1 protein-coding gene is annotated in these 2,695 nt (G+C 66.2%); it reads right to left on the bottom strand.

Annotation, left to right across the window (positions count from 1 at the left end):
* Positions 1–2,655: DUF637 domain-containing protein (locus tag A8M77_RS34795; protein WP_143694908.1), on the bottom strand; the 2,655-nt coding region annotated here is incomplete at its 3' end.
* Positions 2,656–2,695: the final 40 nt, after the last annotated feature.

Consider the following 2,695-nt stretch of genomic DNA (forward strand, 5'->3'; position numbering starts at 1 on the left):
GGATACGGCGGCTTTGATTTGGGCATTCGGGACTCCACTGATGTGAACAGTATGGCGTCCGTGAAAGGGGGTCAACTTCACTCTGGCATTTTGAAGTCGCGGCTTGATCTCTCGCTCTGCAACTTCAACCACTGCAATCAAAGGAATCCCGGTGCGTGTCGAGAATCTTTTGACTACCTCATCAACAAGCAACGAATCAATAACCACTTTCCCCGCACTCGGCGTAAATGCTTGTTCGAGCAATCCTGCCACGCCCGCCGCAATCTCGAACGACAGCGTCACGGGCACATTGCCTGTCGCAGTCGCCATCGCCGCTGCTCGCTGATAGTCCGTGCTCATCTTCCCGAAGTACGCGCCAACGGCCTGCTTTTGTTGTGGTGTCAGGGGTGCGTTCTGCTGGACGCCTACGCCCGAGATGCAGCCGTGGTTCCCATTTGCACATGGTGCAGTTGCGGCATCTGGCCCGCGATAGCTCGGCGAAGATGTCGCGCCACTGCTCGTCGTGTAAGGCGTCCAGTATGGAATCCCGTCGGTGCCCCCGCCAGTCGTGGTGCTGGAGATGATGTAGTGCTGGATCTCCCCATTCACTTGCGCCGGGACCTCGATGACTTGCGTCGTCCCCGGTACAGCCTGCGTAGGCAAGCCCGGATCGATGTTGTAGCCCGACTGCGTCGCCACATCCCATTGCGCCAGCGTATTGGCCGACACGCCCTGGGTCTTGTTGCCCATCAGGCGCATCTGCTCTTCGATCTGCTCTGGCGTGTAGCGCCCGCCGCTTTGCTCGGCCAGCCTGCGAGCTGTTGCCCGTTCGTCGGGATGCAACATTCGGTTGTTCCTTACCGCATTGCCCGCCGTTTCTCCGGCGATGTCCAAGGCCTTCACGTCCCCGCCCACGATGCCCCCGGCGATGGCACCCAGGAGCCGTGACCACGCCAGCGTGTCCATCGCCCGGGACGGGTCTCCCGTCGAATCGATCAACCCTGCGGTCAGATGCCCAACCACCGCACCCACGGCCCCGGGCGCGCAACCGTCGCCATTGCCCGTTCTGGCCGCCCCCGCAGCACACCCCACGATGGCGTGCGCCACTTCGCCTGCAAGGCGGTTCAGCGCCGGCGGCGTGAGCGCACCTGTGATCGGATCGATGCCAGGGCTGGTCAACTGGCCGATCTCGTAAGCTCCGGAAGCCGCGCCGGCGCTGATGACGCCGTTGATGATGCCTCGTGCCAGGTTGTCCTCCAGGCTGCCGCCATTGATGGCCGTATCCACGATGGCGCGGGCGCTCGCATTGATCACGTGGCGTCCCAGGTTCGGCACGATACCCGCCCGTGGCGTGATCTGGTTCAGCGGCGTGGCCACGCCATCCACATCCATCGTGATGGTGTTGCCCAGCCCCTCGATCACGCCCGCCGTCAGCATCGAGGTGGCAATGGCCTTGATGCTCTCGCTGCTGCCCATCTCCTTGAGCACCTTGCCCAGTTCGCCATCGTTGTTGACCAGGCTCACCGCCGCCCGGCTGGCCAGGGCTGTGACGCCCACCTGTACTGCCGCACTCACGCTTGCCGTGATAGGCGCGCTCGCGCCGATGAAGATCCCGCCGCTTGTCAGCGCCACGCCTTCGCCCGTCGCGACGGCCGCCGCCCCGCCCGCAGCCGCCCCTGCCTGCGCCGCCATGGGCGCGGCCACCGCGGCCGCCACCACGCTCACCACAAGCGCCGTTACCGGCCCCATCCCGCTCTGGTGATACGACCAGCGCTCGTGCTCCTCCTTCACCCGCTGCCACTCGAGGCTGTTGACGAAGGCCGGGTCGTTGGCCAGCCGGTTCACCCAGGCCATGCCCGGCTGCTGCGCCAGCGCGGCGAGGCTGTCGCTCTGGCCGAGCTGTGCCTTCACGCCGCCGCCGGCCTGGATGTTCAGGTCCTTGACGTCGAAGCGGTTGTACTGGCTGGTCTCGTCCTTCTTGCCGCTGCCCGAGGACGAGGAGAAGGCCGCGTCGTTGTCGACCTCCCTGGCGCTCATGGCGCGGGTGGTGGACTGCGTGAGCAGGTTGAGCTGGCCGCCTGCGTCGATGGCCAGGCTTTGTGCCTTCGCATCGATGGCCGAGAGGGTCATGTCGCCGCCGCTTTGCAGCTGGATGTTCTTGCCTGTGAGACTGGTGCGCGCCAAGGTGGTGTCCTGACTGTCGGCATCCAGGCTGTACTTGGTCATGCCCCGCTTGGTGGCGTGATGGGTCTCGGCCGAGCTGCCGTTCTCGCCGGCTTGCAGGGTGAGCTGGTTGGTGGCTTCCAGGCTCAGGGCCTCGCCAGCGCTCAAGGTGGCTGCACGCCCGGTCAGGTCGCGCCCGGCCGTGAGGCTCACGCTGCCCGCCCCGCTGACGGTGGTGCCGATCTCCCGGCTTTGCTGGCCCTCGCGCGAGTTCCTGCCGCTCCAGCGGATGTCTTCCGCGCGGCCCGTGGTGACGCTGTCGAGGTTCAGGTCGCGCACGGCCGAGAGGCTCGCATCACCACCGCTCTTGACCTCGGCGCCCGTGAGGTTCATGTCGCGCCCCGCCGTTGCGAGGAGACTGCCCCCGGGATTGGTCACGTACAGGCCCGCCACGCGGTCGAGCGTCACGGCCGCGAGCTTCACGCCGCTGGCCGCGTCCAGGCCCGGCAGCATGCTTGCGTTGCTGCGCGCCTCGCGTGTGGTGGTCACCACG

The organism is Variovorax sp. JS1663, assembly GCF_002157355.1.
Taxonomy (GTDB): Bacteria; Pseudomonadota; Gammaproteobacteria; order Burkholderiales; family Burkholderiaceae_C; genus Variovorax.